At 68.0% G+C, this 13,978-nt stretch carries 14 protein-coding genes; all 14 read right to left on the minus strand.

Translation table 11 applies throughout. The annotated features are described in order from the left end of the window. Positions 1-6: 6 nt before the first annotated feature. Complete coding sequence (locus tag ACQP1G_RS38320; protein ID WP_433194563.1) at positions 7-1,719, minus strand: hypothetical protein; 1,713 nt, start codon at positions 1,717-1,719, stop codon at positions 7-9. Then, the gene (locus tag ACQP1G_RS38325; RefSeq protein WP_433194564.1) at positions 1,716-3,191 is read right to left on the minus strand and encodes an SCO6880 family protein; all 1,476 of its coding nucleotides are present in this window, start codon (positions 3,189-3,191) and stop codon (positions 1,716-1,718) included. Before ACQP1G_RS38325 ends, ACQP1G_RS38320 begins: the two co-directional genes overlap by 4 nt. Next, entirely contained in the window at positions 3,188-4,630 is a 1,443-nt protein-coding gene (locus tag ACQP1G_RS38330) for a hypothetical protein (RefSeq protein ID WP_433194565.1), read from the minus strand. Before ACQP1G_RS38330 ends, ACQP1G_RS38325 begins: the two co-directional genes overlap by 4 nt. After that, the gene (locus tag ACQP1G_RS38335; protein WP_433194566.1) at positions 4,627-5,427 is read right to left on the minus strand and encodes a hypothetical protein; all 801 of its coding nucleotides are present in this window, start codon (positions 5,425-5,427) and stop codon (positions 4,627-4,629) included. The genes ACQP1G_RS38330 and ACQP1G_RS38335 overlap by 4 nt, the downstream gene beginning before the upstream one ends. Positions 5,428-5,439: 12 nt before the next feature. Then, a complete protein-coding gene (locus ACQP1G_RS38340; RefSeq protein ID WP_433194567.1) occupies positions 5,440-6,045 on the minus strand; it encodes a hypothetical protein in 606 nt (201 codons plus the stop codon). A gap of 55 nt (positions 6,046-6,100) precedes the next feature. Continuing rightward, positions 6,101-6,331: a hypothetical protein gene (locus tag ACQP1G_RS38345; protein ID WP_433194568.1), complete on the minus strand. Its 231-nt coding sequence runs from the start codon at positions 6,329-6,331 to the stop codon at positions 6,101-6,103. Next, positions 6,328-7,275, minus strand: a complete 948-nt coding sequence (locus tag ACQP1G_RS38350; RefSeq protein ID WP_433194569.1) for an alpha/beta hydrolase — start codon at positions 7,273-7,275, stop codon at positions 6,328-6,330. The genes ACQP1G_RS38345 and ACQP1G_RS38350 overlap by 4 nt, the downstream gene beginning before the upstream one ends. A 42-nt stretch (positions 7,276-7,317) precedes the next feature. After that, positions 7,318-7,614, minus strand: a complete 297-nt coding sequence (locus tag ACQP1G_RS38355) for a hypothetical protein (protein ID WP_327100330.1) — start codon at positions 7,612-7,614, stop codon at positions 7,318-7,320. Beyond that, on the minus strand, positions 7,611-8,261 hold the full coding sequence (locus ACQP1G_RS38360; RefSeq protein ID WP_433194570.1) for a DUF6668 family protein: 651 nt from the start codon (positions 8,259-8,261) through the stop codon (positions 7,611-7,613). Before ACQP1G_RS38360 ends, ACQP1G_RS38355 begins: the two co-directional genes overlap by 4 nt. A 3-nt stretch (positions 8,262-8,264) precedes the next feature. After that, on the minus strand, positions 8,265-8,963 hold the full coding sequence (locus ACQP1G_RS38365; protein ID WP_433194571.1) for a hypothetical protein: 699 nt from the start codon (positions 8,961-8,963) through the stop codon (positions 8,265-8,267). 123 nt (positions 8,964-9,086) lie between these two features. Continuing rightward, a complete protein-coding gene (locus ACQP1G_RS38370) occupies positions 9,087-10,583 on the minus strand; it encodes a cutinase family protein (RefSeq protein ID WP_433194572.1) in 1,497 nt (498 codons plus the stop codon). Between the two features lie 78 nt (positions 10,584-10,661). After that, a complete protein-coding gene (locus tag ACQP1G_RS38375; protein WP_433194573.1) occupies positions 10,662-11,825 on the minus strand; it encodes a lipase family protein in 1,164 nt (387 codons plus the stop codon). Then, the gene (locus ACQP1G_RS38380) at positions 11,825-13,075 is read right to left on the minus strand and encodes a cutinase family protein (protein ID WP_433194574.1); all 1,251 of its coding nucleotides are present in this window, start codon (positions 13,073-13,075) and stop codon (positions 11,825-11,827) included. The genes ACQP1G_RS38375 and ACQP1G_RS38380 overlap by 1 nt, the downstream gene beginning before the upstream one ends. Continuing rightward, positions 13,072-13,911, minus strand: coding sequence for a hypothetical protein (locus ACQP1G_RS38385; protein WP_433194575.1), 840 nt, complete (start codon positions 13,909-13,911; stop codon positions 13,072-13,074). The genes ACQP1G_RS38380 and ACQP1G_RS38385 overlap by 4 nt, the downstream gene beginning before the upstream one ends. Positions 13,912-13,978: the final 67 nt, after the last annotated feature.

Consider the following 13,978-nt stretch of genomic DNA (forward strand, 5'->3'; position numbering starts at 1 on the left):
CGTTCATCACCACCTACTCGCTTCCCCTGCTGCAGGCAGGTTGTCGAAGCGGCGGTTGGTGTTGTGGATATCGGCGGCGCGCTCGGTGGGGGTGAATACCAGCCGGAACGGGATTCCGGGTTCGTTGGCTTCACCGGTTTTGAGTAGGAAGCAGCCTGTGCCGGGTGGGGTTTCGCGGCGTGAGGGGTCCAGGTCGTCATCTGAGGGTGGCCGAGGAGCCGCCCACGAGGTGACCAGGCGTTTCTCGGTATCAGTGATACCGACCGCAGCACGGATGCGATCGATCTCCTCTGGCCCCACCGGACCGATCAGCTTCGCCCGAGCTCGCTCGAAGAACCCGAGCGCTTTCGCTTGCGCGGCAGGCGAATCGAAGCTCGACAGGTCCTTGATCGTGTGCGAGCACATGATCAACCCAGTGCCCAGGACACGGTTGAGTCGGGTGAGGGCATCGACGCGGTCGACCATGAATTCGCCCACCCCGAGCACCCGCCAGATCTCGTCCATGACGACTTCGAACGTGCGTGGCGGGGCGAGTCCGGCATCAGCGAGTGCGTGCGCGGCGGCGACCGCTCCGAAGCCCTCGCTCCAGCAGACCATCAGCACCGCCGCCAAGAGTTTGGTGTCGCCTTCAGGTATGCGGCTGACATCCACACACACGGCGGGACTCGCCAGATCAAGGCGGGTGGTGGTCGGCCCGTTGAAGATCGCACCGAAGGGCCCTTCGACCAGCGCACGCAGGGACCTGCGCAAGGTTTTGGTGCTCGCACGGTAGGCGGGTTCGTCGTCTTCCTCGGCGAACTGGCGCAGTTGCTCGCCACCGCCGGAGATGACCTCGAGCAGGTTCGACAACATCGGCGGGTGTTCGTAGCTGAAACCACCTGCGGGGCTGTAGAGTTCGCGTAATCCGGCGGCGAGGAGCACTTCTTCGTAGTCGGCGACACGGGATCCGCGCACGAGTTCGATGAGCCCGGCGACGATGTTGACCTGCCCGGCTTCGACCCGCGCGGTGACCTGGCGGCGCTGGTCGGGGTCGGTGAGTCGCCCCACCACAGCACCGAGCGCGCCGACATCGAGGGGGTTGATGGTGCCGTGCCCGTAGCCGACGTCGACGACTTGCCCGCCGAGTTCCACGACGAGGTCGCGGTAGTCGGGTTTGGTGTCGCCCATGCACAGCACGGTTTCCCCGGCCGCGACCGCGCCGGTCACCATGCGCCGGATCAGGCTGGATTTGCCGAAACCATTGAGTGCCAGAACGAACGCGATCGGGGCGGTGATGAAGCCCCGCAAAAACCAGCTCATCGGGTCGAAATGCACCGGGGCACCGGTGATGTAGTGCGCGCCGACCGGCGTGCCGACGGTGGGCGCGCTGGCACCAACGGTGAACGGCCACAATCCGCCCACTTGCACGGTTGTCGCACGCCACTCCCGCATACCAGGCACCACCGCGGCGCGGCCACCGCCGAGCCCACGGTAGCCGCGATCGGTCAGCGCCAGCAGCGATCGGTCGAAGCCTGCGCGGCCGGTTTCCTCCCCGCGGCGGGCCGCGGTGGCCCGGCGATGGTCATCGCTGGATATCGCCAGCCGTGCCCGCCAACCACGCAACCCAGACTTGGCAGCGGCCGTCTCGATCGCGGCACGCGTGTGTGGTGTGAGAACTCGGACACCGGCGATCGTTTCGGTGCGGGCGGGGCGAGATCCCTTGGCGCGGTGGGAGTTCAATTCAACGACACCCCCTTGGAAATGGAAGTGTGCTCGGGCAGGATCAACCCGATTCCGAGGCTGGCCGCGAATGCGGCGGCCTGGCTGCCGTAGCAGCGCCGCACCCCCAAGCGGGAGGCAGCGGCCATCGCTTTCACCGACGCTTCGATGCCGGGCAGGTCCCCGTCGAGGTGATCGGTGACCGTCACCAGCGCCCCGAACCGGGTCAAGCCCGCCCCACGCGCCTGCTCCTCCCGGGCGGCTTGGGTATTGCCGACCCGGATCCGCGCCGACGCGCTCGCGATCCCGCGTTCGGTCTGCTCCGCCGCGACCGCGTCACGAAAGTCCGAGTCCACCAACGTGGTTGCCTCAGCAGCAGAATGCAGCCGGTAGACGATCGCCACCCGCTTGCGTGGCACGTCGGCGCGCGGGCGCAGTAACTCCTCGAGCACGGTTTCCATGACCGCACCGCGTGGGGCGGCGTCCATTTCCCAGGTGATCGAGCGGGCACCGTCGTGCAGGTAGTGATCCCAGCGGTCCCGATGCGCCAGCGGGCCGACCGAGTCCCACGACTGTGTACGGACGATTTCCGCACCGGCGGCTTCGACATCGCGTTGGGAGGCGAGGTCGTAGCGGGTGCGCACCAGCCCGAGGACCTCCCACGCCTGCAGCGGTGTCGCCGGCAGCCCGGCACGGGCCAGCTGAGACAAGACTCCTTGCAGGCGTTGCCCGATCTCGCGGGCCTGCTCGGCCTCATCACGACGGATGCGGCCCTTGCCGATCGCGCGGTAGGTGATCGCGATACGCGCCTCGATCCGCACCCCAACCCCACCGATATCGGCGGCGGCTTCCCGCATCACCGCCTTCGCATACGCCGGAGCATCCGGGCGCACCAGGCGGGCGACCTCCCGGGCTTGCTTGAGGCGGGTCTCGACGACGTTGTCCAACACCGCGGTCACCGCGACGACTTCCCCACCGCGACTCTGAGTCGCCAGGAACTGGCCGAATCCTTCGACCCAGGAGTCGATCTGGGCTTGGTCGACGAGTTCTTTGCCGCGTGGGATCACCCGTAGCACCACCGTGTAGTGGTCGCTGCGGCGGATGTGGATCATGGCGAAGCGTTTCCCGCCCGCCGTCTCGTACTCCGAGAGCCGCGAATCTGCCAGCAGCCCAGGCAGTTTCGCGATGCCCGGGATCTTGGAGAACCGGCCGGCCTGGTAGACGTGCTCACCGCGCGCTGCGGCAGCGGCGAACTGGATGCGCAGCAAGGCGATCTCCCAGCCGGTGCGGCCGTTGCGGGTGATCGCCAGTGGTGTGAATACCAGTGCTGCGGCGGCGACCAAGCTCGCGGCCACCGACAGCGACCGGGTGAGCATGAACCCGACCATCACGGTGATGATCAAGGCGAGCCCGAGCATGGACACACCCCAGGTCAACCCGAAGAACCCGGCCGAGCGAGGGCGTTCCCAACGGCCGTACATGCGCGTGGTCATCGCCGAACCTCCCCCGGCCCCAACGCATCCGGATCCAGACCACCCTCGGTGGCGTCTCGGGTCTGGCTCTCGATGGCCGAAACCCCCTGCTCCCCCAGCTGCGCACCCAACGCGACCGCACCGGCTACGCCGCCAGCAGCACCAGCCGCCTCCCCGCCGCCGCCCGCACCGGCCCCATTCGACGCCTTCGATGCCGCGGCTCCCGGTGGCGGTGCACCACCACCATTCGAACCCCTGCCCGAGCCACCGTGGCCGCCCCCTGAGCTGCCCGCCCCCGAGGCGGAGGAACCGTTACCGCCAGTACCACCGCTGCCGTCGGGCATCGGGCGGCCCCCTCCGCCACCACCGCCTCCTGGAGGCGGCTCCTTGGGTGGTGAGGCACCGCCAGGGTCGTTCTCGCCTTCGCTGACCTTGCGGCCTCCCGAGCGGTCGCCCAGCGATGCCATCGCGATTCCTGCGCCGCCGCCTGCCAGCACGGCCGCCGCGCCGCCACCGCCGCCGAGGGTGGCCACCGCGGGTGCGACCAGCCGGATCAGCGCAGGCAAAACAATCACCGTCATGACCAGCAAGATCAGGCCTAGGAGCACCAGCTGTGGATCCTTCTGATCACGCCCGGCCACGGTGAACGCCATCGCATAGATCAAGGCCCCGACCGGCTTCCACAACACGAACGCCAGCGACCAACTCAATAGACGCTTGTATGCCTGAGAACCCGGCCCTGTCCCAGAAGCAGCCGCCGCGATCGGGATCACGGCGACGACCAGAATCAGCAAGGCTTGCCGTAGCACCAGCATCACCAGCTGTATGAGCATGCTGATGATCCCGAGGAGGAACAGCACGAATAGGACACCAGTTCCCATTCCGGAGTTGTTCGTCCTGAGATCGAATTGGGTCAGCTCAGCGACGATGTTGTGGGCGTCGCCTCGGGATGAGTCGAAGATCACCCACTCGGCAAAGGCGTCACCGGCATGGGTTCCGGCGGTGATGACCGCGGCGAAGGCCATTGAGGCGAACACTGCCCGGCCCAACATCAGCAGGCTTTCCTGTGCCTCACCAGCGACCCCACCGCGCTTGGCCAGCGCGAGCCGTGCCGCCGCGAACATGATTCCGCAGGTGAGCAGCAGCACCTGCAGGCCGCTGGTGTATTCCCGGATGCCCGACAACGTCGGTCCGAGTCCTCCCTGGTTGTCGGTCAGTTGCGGAGAGGGCAGCGCTGTCCACCAGGTCATGACGAACCGCAGGATGTTGCTGAAGCTCTCCGCGAATTGCGCGACTATGTCGTCGAGGGCCGAGCCGGCCGCGTCGGAGGCGGCCTGTCCGAGTTGTTCGCATGCCTGTTGCGGCCCCAGTGGCATGTCGCAGACATCGGGAATCGGCAACTGGGTTCGCCATGTCGTGATCGCGGTGATTGGAGTACCGGCGAGGGCAATATCGGTCACGACAGGCCCTTCCAGTTTCCGAATCCGGTCAGCGATGATGCGGAAGTGCCTGGGCCCCAGAGTGTTTCGATGTTCTCTGGCACACGCACGTGCCAGTCGCCGTCGATCCAGGCCATCGGCCAGGTCGAGATCGTGTAGCCGATGTCGTTGTGCGTGGCGAACTGCACCAGGGCGAGGTCTTCGCGGTAGCCGGGCTGGATCCGGACGCCGTCGGGCACCACGACGTAACGGGCGGCGTCGCGGGTGCGTTCGCGCGAGCGGGCGAACCGGTCGAGCAGCGCTTGGCCTCCGCCGTAGTAGCGTTCCCGCACGACCTGCTGCCAGACCCGGTCTGGTGCGGCTAGAGCGCGGGCGAGTGCGTCGGCGGCGGCCAGGGCCGCGCCCTGCGGGGTGTGGGCGAATCCTGTTGCGATGCCGTCGTGAATCCGGGCGGGTCCGTCGCTGCCCGATGCCGGGAGTGCCGCCCCACCCCAGCCGCGCTGCCACTGCATCCGGGTGGGCGGTGTGGTCAGGTAGTCCGGACTGGCGGGGTCGTTGCGGGTGCTCGGATCTTGGGCAAATGCGACACCGGATTCGTCGTTGGGCACTTCGAGGCGGTTGCCGAACAGGTCTGTCGTCGGCGGCAGGATCGTGGTCGGCGGCAACTCGGGAAAGGTGCGCTCGGTCGGTGCGGGGGTATTGCCGGGGTCAGCGGGGATGTCGCGAGAGCTGTTGTTGGTGATGGTCAGTACGAACACCGCGATCACCACGGCGGCGACACCGGTGAGCAAGATGACCAGCAGGCGATGAGATCTCATGAGTTGGGCTCCTCAGCGCGGGGTGAACGCGACGATGTCGGTGGGGAGCACCGCAGCGGTGGTAACCGGTGGTGAAGTCGCGTCCTCGGGTAGGTGCAGCCGCCAGTCCCCGCCTTGCCACAAGACGTGGGCGTTGTTGCGGGTGATGGAGTTGTCGGGGTGGATGGTGTAGATGTCGACGGCGGCGTCGGCGAGGGTGTACTGGGCGATCACGTAGCCCGCGACTTTCGGTGCGCCGCTAGCGATCGGTGCCGTGATCGAAACCTGGGCGCGGGCGGTGGCCCAACTGTCGCGGCCCGGTCCCTCGGCGAGCATGCGCTGGCCGACCGTGGGCCATTGGCTGTCGGTGGCGATCGACATCCGCACCGTCGAGTGGATCGCGGCCAGCGCCGCACCTGCTGGTGAGCGGTCGAATCCGCTGGCTACCGGTCCGTCGATGCGCTCGGGGCCTTGGTCAGCGACTGGTAGGTCCACGCCTTGGAAGCTCTGCCAGCGCAATCCGGTTGGCGCGGTGACAGTTACGGTGGCGCTCGGCTGGGCGGATCCGTTGCTGTCCTGGCCACTGCAGGCGAGCAAGCCCGCTACGGCGAGCGTTCCGGTGAACACGAGCAGGGCCACGACGCCAATCCGGTGTGTGCGGAAGGGGTTCACGGGGTCGGTCTCCTTCGTTCGGTCAGGTGGGCAGGACGGTGATGGCGATGGAGCTGGCCGATCCGAGCAGGGCCGCGCCTAGCAGTGCGCCGAGGAGGCCTTCGACGCTTTCTTCGCGGTACATGCGGATCGCGAGCAGCCCGCCGACCCACACTGCGCGGGCGATGCACAGCAGCAGCACGAACCACATCAGGTAGCCCAGCAATTGAGTCAGCGGCGAAAGCACTTGCGCAGGAAGTGGTTTGGCGATCACAGCGGGCCACCGTGCTGTTGTTGGGTGCGGTAGGCGACCTCGAGTGCGGCCAGGATCGGCTCGCAGGCTTTGCCCGGTTCGGCGTAGGGCAAGGAGTGCCCGGCGTCGGGGATGCTGTCGTAGTCGCTCCAGATCCGTTCGGCCAGATGCTGGGATCTGCTCGGTGCGACGACGGGGTCGAGCCGCCCGGTCAGTACCCAGGACGGGACAGCTCGCAAGACGCTGGCTGCCTCAGCGGTCAGGGCGGCGCCGCTGTAGACGGCGAGGTCGGCGAGCATCGCTTCGAGGTTCTCGAGGCGCGTCGCGCCGCCGACGGTGTCGAACGGGCTGCGGCGCTGCGTTCGGAAGCGGAGCGGCGGCTCGAACAGGTAGGTGGTCAGTTCCTCGAGCAGTTGATGCGTTGCGCGTCGGGAGCGTCTGTCCTCGGCGTGGACGTCAGGGTTTGGGCGCCAGGGGAATTCGGGGCAGCCGTTGAAAAACACGGTCCCCGCCAAGGCGCGGGCACGGCGTGGGTACTGCTCGGCCCATGCCTGCACCAGCAGCGATGCCACCGAGTGCGCGACCAGCACGACCGCTCCGTGAGCGTGGGCGAGAACCGTGTCGAGGTCATCGACCAGCGTCGACAATATGGCTCGGGCGCCGAGGGCTGCATGCTCGGAAGTGCCGTGTGCGCGCTGGTCATAGACGATCTGGGCAATGCCGCCGTCGAGCCGTTGGTGTAGGCACTCCGTCAGCGGCGTCCAGTAGGTGGAGTCGGTGAGCATCGCGTGGACATAGACCACGCTCGCCGGAGGATGCGCCGGGCCGAGGCGTGCGGCCGAGAGCCGCAGTCCGTCGGGGGCGGCGATCGTGAACGGGTCCGCGTCGCGATGATGGGCCACGTTGTGTTCGCGTGTGTGCGCCGTAGACGGGATCCGGGTGTCGGCTCTCCAGCTACCGGGCATTGTTGCGCAGCGTTGGGGATGAATCGGGAAGTGGCGCATGGGTTATGCGCCTCCGGTGACGACGGCGTTCATGATCGTTCCGGCGCTCGTGGCGATGATGCCGCCTACGAGGGCGCCGAGGATGATCTTGGGTGATTCGACCGCGCCGCCGTGGAATCGCTCCCATCCGAATTTGCCGCCGGCGTAGATCAGCGATGCGATGCCGGCGAGCATGACGATCCAGGACAGGTAGTTGACGAGGTTGATCAGCTTGTCTGCGCCCGGCGGCGCTATGGGGGTGGGTTTGATTTCTTGGGCGAGCACGGTGATCGCCTCGCCGACCGCGTAGGCGGTGGTCATGGCGTTTTCTCCGAATCGGGTTGTGCAGCAATCGAACGGGTTGCTGCGAGGTGGGTGATGATCTGGGTTCCGGCGTGGTGCACGTCGGCGGGGACCGCATCGCGCAGCCCTGATCGGCGCGGTGGCGGTGGGGCGAATGGCACATACTGGGCAAGTTCGGTGAGTTCACAGACGACGAGTTCGTCGTGCCAGCCGATCTCAAAAATGTGGGCGACCAACTCGGCGACCACAGCGCGATACCGGCGCACCACAGCGGGGACCTTTCCCGGGCGAGCCGCGGTGAGTACCAGCCCGATCACCTCCACACCCTCAGGTGTCAGTCCGGCGTGCCATTCGCGGAGCCGTTCAGCGGCCGCGGTGAGGCCGGGCATGCACAGGCGGGCGGCGATAATGACGTGCTGGGTCGTGCGCGATGATCCGGGCCAGGCCAGACCGGTGTCGGCTGCCGGTGCCCACCACCGCGCCAGCGTCGAGGTTCCGGCACCGCCATGTGCGCCGAGCACCGCGAACAGCGGTGGATGCGCACCGGTGGTCGGCAGCGGTGTCTCCCGCACCGGCGCCAATTGTTCCGGCGCGGCGATGGTGCCCGGGTCGAGACGCTGCCCTAGATCGCGGTGGTCGTCGTGTAGGTGCAGCGGTGCGGCCATCGCTCAGCCCCGCTTCTGAATGTTGGTGATGGCCACGCCGTCTGGGCCGTGGCCGACGTTGATCAACTGCAGGTAGTCGATACGCTGGCCATCGGGATGCTGCTCGACCAGATGTACTTCTGCGGTGCCCTCTGCGATCGGGGTGATCGCGACACAGTGGGTGGTGCCGATTGGGATCGAGCCGATGCCCGCTGCCAGCCCCTCGAGGGTGAGACCAGCCTCGGGGGCGACCAGCCTCAAGGTGGCTTCGGCGCTGCGCTGTCGGTAGTAGGCGTGCTCGAAGGCCGCGATCACCCCTGGCGGGCTGTGGGTGTCACCAGCGGTGTCGGTGACGGTCTGCCCCGACAGCCCGGTGCATGCGCCACCGGGTGGTGAGGTCGTTGTCGGAGGACTCGCGGTCGCCGTGGGGAGCACCGCGGCCATGTCCGGACGGTCAGCGATCGAGCCGATTCCCACAGCGATCAACGCGGCGGCCACACCGAGTGCGCCGGTAAGCCCGATCCACACCCGCCGCGGTATGCCCGCGCGAGTTCTGCCGCTGGCAGATTGCGCGGGTGGCTGGCTGATCCACTGCCATTCGGTGCCGCGCTCAGGGTTCGCGGCGCCGGTGGCTGGCGAGATGGTTTGCAGGGCAACAGGTTCGCCGCGATGCAGCCAGCCCTCACCATGATCGGTGTCTATATCGGTTCGGGTGTTGGGCATCTCGGTTCTCACCTCCTTGGTGTGGTTGGCGGGCAGGGCGGGCCCTTCGGGCGGGTGGCCAGGGGAGAATCAGCCGACAAGGTTTGGGTACGTCGGGCGGATTCGGGCTCCGCCCGAAGGGGTCTAGGGGCCGGTGCTCGACGTGGGGGCCGCTGGTGTCACGGCGGTGGCGCTGGGGGTGGGTGGTGTGCTCGTCGAGGGGGTGGCGGGTTGTGGTGGGGCTGAGGTGCTTCCGGTGGCGGCGAGGTCGCGGGCCAGGGCGGTGAACCAGTCGGCGGTAGCGCGCAGCGTTGAGTGCCCGGTTTGTGTGGCGGGCACGGTTTGGTAGGAGCCGTGGCGGCCGGTGGTGTCGCTGTATTTGGCGGAGCTGGCCAGGGTGTAGAGCTCGCTGTGGTCGGTGATGGTGCTGGTGATCGCGTCGAAGGCTTGATTGATCCAGCGACTGGCGGTCTGGGGCGGTATCAACTCCACGACCGCTGCGGCGAGCTTGGTGCCCAACGCGGCGATCGCCGCCCAAGGATTGGACATGCCGACAGTCGCCAGCTCGGCAACTGTCGCTGGTGTGAATACCTTCTGCGCGACCGACACGACGGCACCGAGCCCGATGGTGCCGAGCTTGAATAGTGCCGAGAGGGCGTCGGCAGGTGCTGGTGGTGTCGTGGTCGGAGTGGACGCTTCGGCCAGGCGTTGACCGAGAGATTTGCTGGGTTGATAGGACAGCTGATCGAGGCTCGTGCCGCTGAGGTCCTCGTTGACCACATTCACCGCGGTGGTGTAGACCGTCGCCGACAACGCCTGCGCGACAGTGGAAATCGCGGCGATCGGGTCTCGCAGATCCGACCGTGCGGCGATGTTGGCCACGGTGGTGGCCAGCGGGCTCCCAGCCGGTGCGTCGCAGGTAGCGTCGCCTGCTACGCACAGATCCGCGACTCGCCCGACCAACGCTCCATACCCGCTCGACCCCGCCGAAGGGGCGATCCCGATTCCGGTCAACGCTGGATTGCTCAGTGTGATGGAGGCGACCTTCTCCCCCGTCGTGCCGGGTGCCGCGGCGGGTGTGGTTGCCTGTGGCAGGCCGGGCAATACCGAGGTATTGGCCGCGCGAGTGGGGTTGGCCAGCAACGCAATTCCAGCGACTCGGTCCGCAGCAACTTGGGCGTTGCCGGTTCCGACTCGTTGGGCGAAGGTAGAGACCGCGGCTGCGCCCTGGGCGTAGCCGGCGCCGGCGATCTTGGTGTTGGGACAGCGTGTGGCGACCTCGGCGGCCATGTGCTCTAGGCGCTCCGCGGCGGCGGTGACCGCGGCGTCATACGGCAGTGCCTTCCCGTCGGCCGCTTGGCCGTAGGGGACGTAGGCGCGCTGCACGAGATCCCCTGCGGCAGTGGCCAGCGGACCGAAGACCTGGCCCAACGCCCCGGAGTCGCTGACAATCCCGGCCTCTGGAGCTCCCTCCTCGCTGCCCTGCACCCCCAGCGCATACAGGCTGGGACACTTCGCGCCAAGCGGGACACCGTCATCGGCGTGCACCGTGCTGACACCGGCCACCGACACGACGACCGACATCAGTACCGTCGCGGCGGCGCACCGCAAAGTCCGAGTCCTGATAGTGCAGGGATGCATGGGATTTCACCTCGATCTGTGCTCGTTGTGGGGCCTGCCCGCACCCGGGCGAGGGGTTCGCAGGTGCGGGCAGGCGATTCAGGTGGTCTGTGGGCGCGGTGGTTCCGGGCGCCTGCTGCGCTCGGGTCGGCGGGCCAGGTAGTTCGCCAGCTGCACGATGGCTTCGGGAGCGCCGTCGGTGGCGGTGCCGCTGTGACTGTTTGGGTATTCCCGCCAGCTCAAATCGACTCCGAGAGATCGGTATTCGGCGAACAGGTGCCGTCCCATCGCGACCGGCACGAGGGCGTCTTCAGTGCCGTGGTAGAGGTGAACGGGTACCGCTGGGGTCGCGTAGCCGCTGGCCTCATTGGCCAGCACGTACTGCCAGATGGGGTCGTTCCAGGGGTCGTCGCGTTCGCACCAGTGCCCCAGCGGCTGGTTGCGATAGGTGATCAGTAGCGTCGCCGCGTCGAGTTCTTGCGCCTGCTCGACGATGAGGTGTCCTTCGTCGGTGAGCAGGTGTCCCACCGGCAGATGGGAATACGCTCGCGTCAGGCCGATCAGTCCGGCCAGTGCCAGCCCCGACCAGGGCCCGCCGTCGATCTCTGTGATCAGCGCCCCGGGATCAGCCACGACCGCCCCGGCGGCGACGCCACGTAGATCCAGCTCCGGCGCGTACCGGGGATGCTGCTCGGCGGCCCAGATCGCGGCGCGTCCACCGTCGGCGTATCCCCACACCACGCACGGCGCGTTCACGGAGTCCAGTTCCGGCACGGCGCGGACAGCGCGGGCGAGGTCGAGCACCGCGTGCGCGGCGGCGCGACCGGCCAGGAACATGTGCGGTCCCAACCCGGTGATGCCCAAGCACTGACCGTCGGGCACCGCCACTGTCCAGCCGCGCTCAAGCGCGGTGGCGATGAATGAGGCTGCGGGTTCGGTCCCCTCCCCCGCGAGCAACTGCGAGGGTGCGCACCGCCCGCCGAGGCCGTGGAATTCCGTGCAGTACACCAGGATCGGGCTTGCTCCAGCGGTGTCCGGCCGGTCCGGTGTGATCACGATCCCCGACGCCGGGATGGGGGCGTTGGACGCGGTGCGGGTGGCGTAGACGAGCTGCCACGCGCGCTTCGCGCCGGGTAACCCCGGGGTGTTTACGCTGCGGCGGCGCTGGATCTCCCCCGGTTTGGGGGTGAAGTCGATTTCGGGGATGCTGTAGAAGTCATCGGGGATGCTGTAGAAGTCATCGATGGTGGTGGAATCGGACATTATCGGCTCCCGGCGATATCGTGGGCGAGGGCGACCATCCAGGCGATGCCCGAATTGAGTTGCCCGTTGATGGCGTAGTTGTTGTGTCGGGCAACGGTGTCGGCGTAGCGAACCCAGACCGCGGGATTGAGCAGGTCGGCGTTATCGGTGACCAACTGTCCCCATGCCGCGGCGAGTTGACCGGCGAGTTTGGGCAGTAGGCCGATCGGGTTCGCCGCGACGGTGGCGGTGATCTCGTTCCACCGCGCACCCGCCGCACCGATCTCCTCCGGGCTCGGGCCAGGTGTACGGGGGTCGGCGGCCTCGATCAACCGGCCTGCCAAACTCTGCTGAGGCGTGTAGTCGACGTTGCCCGCGCCGACCTGAAAGTCGTTGAGCACCACGCTCGTCCATGCATCACCCATAGCAGCGGCGAACAAATTGTTCATTGACCCGATTGCGGCTATCGGGTCGCGCAGGTCGGCTTGGGCGGCGATCTCGGCACCAACGCGAAGCAGCGCGGCCCGGTCCGGCGCCGAGCAGGCTAGGTCACCATCGGTGCAGATATCGGCAACGCGGCCGGTCAGTGCCCCGTAACCGGTCGCGCCGTCGGCGATACCGCCGCCACCAGCGGGCGGGTTGGAGATCTGCACCGCCGACACCGCCGCACCGCCGGTGCCGGGCGCGGGGTCGGGCACGGTCTGCCCCGGGCGGCCGGGGAAGATCGGCGCGTCCGGGGCGCGGTCGGGATGGGCATACAGCGCGATCCCGGCGATCCGATCCGGCGCGACCGGCCCGACGCCCGAACCGACATCACGTGCGAACAATGACATCGCCTGCGCGCCTTGGGAATAGCCGATCCCGGCGATCATCGTGCCAGGGCAGGTTTCGGCGATCTGGGCGGCAGCGGCGTCGAGTTGATTGCGGGCGTCGGTTACCGACACCACATACGGGTCCGGTCCGCCTCCAGGGACGGCGCCACCGAACCCGGCGCCGTAGGGAATGTAGCTGCGTTGCACCAAACCAGGAGCGGCTGAGAGGACCGGCGCGATGAGCGCGCCGACGACTCCGGTGTCGGCGAGTGGGTCTGCGGTTGGCGAGGATTGGCCGGTGCCCTGGACGCCGAGCACATATAGCGCAGGGCAGCCGGGACCGATCGGCACTGCCTGAGCTGGTCCGGTGGCAGTGGTCGCGGCGGCCAGGCCAAGCGCGGTAGCGGTGGTTACTGCCGCGGCGAAGACACGTGCGCGGTTGTTTACCTCTATGGTCATGGCTGCCCGACTCCAACTCCAGCGCCGAATCCGGCACCGACCGTGCCCGCGGCGACGGCACCGACGACGGCGGCGGGGACACCGATCACGGCGGCACCCACGGCGGCACCGACTACGGCACCGAGCGCTGTTCCAGCGACGCCGGAGGTCACCGTGCCGATGATCGGCACCGGCACAACTGTGCCGAGCGCGGCTCCGGCGATGCCGCCGATAGTGCCGCCGATCAAGCCACCGACCACCGCTCCCGCGGCAGCTACCGGTACTCCAGCGACGACAGCGCCTGCGGCGCCACCGATTCCGGCACCAGCCAAGGTGGCACCAGAGACCCGGTCCGAGCGTCCGGCGGGAATCCCGATCGAGTCCAGCGCCGTCGCGACCTGAGCTTCGGCACCTGCGGCAGCATCGTTGATGGCGTCCGCGCATTCCGCAGGCAGCCAGTCCGGGCGCGGGGTCTGCCACTGCCCGACACGGATCGTGTTCTCCGGCGCCTCGATCGGCGCGACCGGCGCGACAGGCTCGGGCAGATGTAGGTCCTCGAACCTGATCGGTTCCACCGGCTCTTCCGGCGGCGGAGCCGGACGCGAGGTCGCGTCATTGCGGATCTGCGGCGGCTGCGAGTAGTACACCGACGGCGCTGGTTCAGGCTCGGGCGAGGGCGGTGGCGGTGGCGGGGTGGTGGCGCCGGGCTGGTCGGGGCTGGTGACACCGGGTTGGTCGGCGATGGCGGCAGGTCTGTCGACCGCCGTGGCGGCTCCCGTCGAGGCGGCCAACACCATTGCCACGGGTAGTGCACCCGCGAGGACGGCGCGGCTGCCTCTGGTGATACTGCTGGACAAACGATTTCGCCCTCGCAGGGCACCGGTTTCAATTCGCTGATCAGGTATGCGAAGGCAAGAAATTCTG

Source organism: Nocardia sp. CA-107356, from assembly GCF_050946365.1.
Classification (GTDB): domain Bacteria; phylum Actinomycetota; class Actinomycetes; order Mycobacteriales; family Mycobacteriaceae; genus Nocardia.

Coding starts and splice junctions, on each gene's coding strand:
- ACQP1G_RS38350 (WP_433194569.1), bottom strand. CDS start 7,275: ATGCCCGGTAGCTGGAGAGCCGACACCCGGATCCCGTCTACGGCGCAC.
- ACQP1G_RS38325 (WP_433194564.1), bottom strand. CDS start 3,191: ATGACCACGCGCATGTACGGCCGTTGGGAACGCCCTCGCTCGGCCGGG.
- ACQP1G_RS38380 (WP_433194574.1), bottom strand. CDS start 13,075: ATGACCATAGAGGTAAACAACCGCGCACGTGTCTTCGCCGCGGCAGTA.
- ACQP1G_RS38360 (WP_433194570.1), bottom strand. CDS start 8,261: ATGGCCGCACCGCTGCACCTACACGACGACCACCGCGATCTAGGGCAG.
- ACQP1G_RS38375 (WP_433194573.1), bottom strand. CDS start 11,825: ATGTCCGATTCCACCACCATCGATGACTTCTACAGCATCCCCGATGAC.
- ACQP1G_RS38365 (WP_433194571.1), bottom strand. CDS start 8,963: ATGCCCAACACCCGAACCGATATAGACACCGATCATGGTGAGGGCTGG.
- ACQP1G_RS38335 (WP_433194566.1), bottom strand. CDS start 5,427: ATGAGATCTCATCGCCTGCTGGTCATCTTGCTCACCGGTGTCGCCGCC.
- ACQP1G_RS38370 (WP_433194572.1), bottom strand. CDS start 10,583: ATGCATCCCTGCACTATCAGGACTCGGACTTTGCGGTGCGCCGCCGCG.
- ACQP1G_RS38355 (WP_327100330.1), bottom strand. CDS start 7,614: ATGACCACCGCCTACGCGGTCGGCGAGGCGATCACCGTGCTCGCCCAA.